1 protein-coding gene is annotated in these 312 nt (G+C 51.9%); it reads right to left on the bottom strand.

The window, feature by feature from the left end:
- The coding region (locus tag AOQ29_RS06185) for a S8 family serine peptidase (protein WP_207657342.1) at positions 1-312 on the bottom strand (312 nt) is incomplete at both ends.

Here is a 312-nt window from a genome sequence, read left to right as displayed (position 1 = left end):
AGTGAGCATAACCCGCCGCAATCCCGGCTACATGCATCCCGTGCATACTGTTAGTTTTCAGGTCGGCCACTGTTTGCGAGGTCCCATCGGCGTAGTTATACGCGTAAGGAATCTTTTCCGAAGCATACCGGCCATGACCGAGGCGTTTAATGGCAACTTTGGCCTGGTCCTTGGTCATTTTGACTTGGGCCTTTGGGCTCAGCTTCATCAATTCATGTCGGTCGTCGATGCCCGAATCAATGATAGCGATGATGGTTTTATCCCCCTTGATGCGGTGCTTGGCCCAAATTGGCAGAGCACCGATGATTTGGT

The organism is Fructobacillus ficulneus (genome assembly GCF_001047075.2).
GTDB classification, from domain to species: Bacteria; Bacillota; Bacilli; order Lactobacillales; family Lactobacillaceae; genus Fructobacillus; species Fructobacillus ficulneus.
This window is presented reverse-complemented; position numbering and strand designations above follow the sequence as displayed.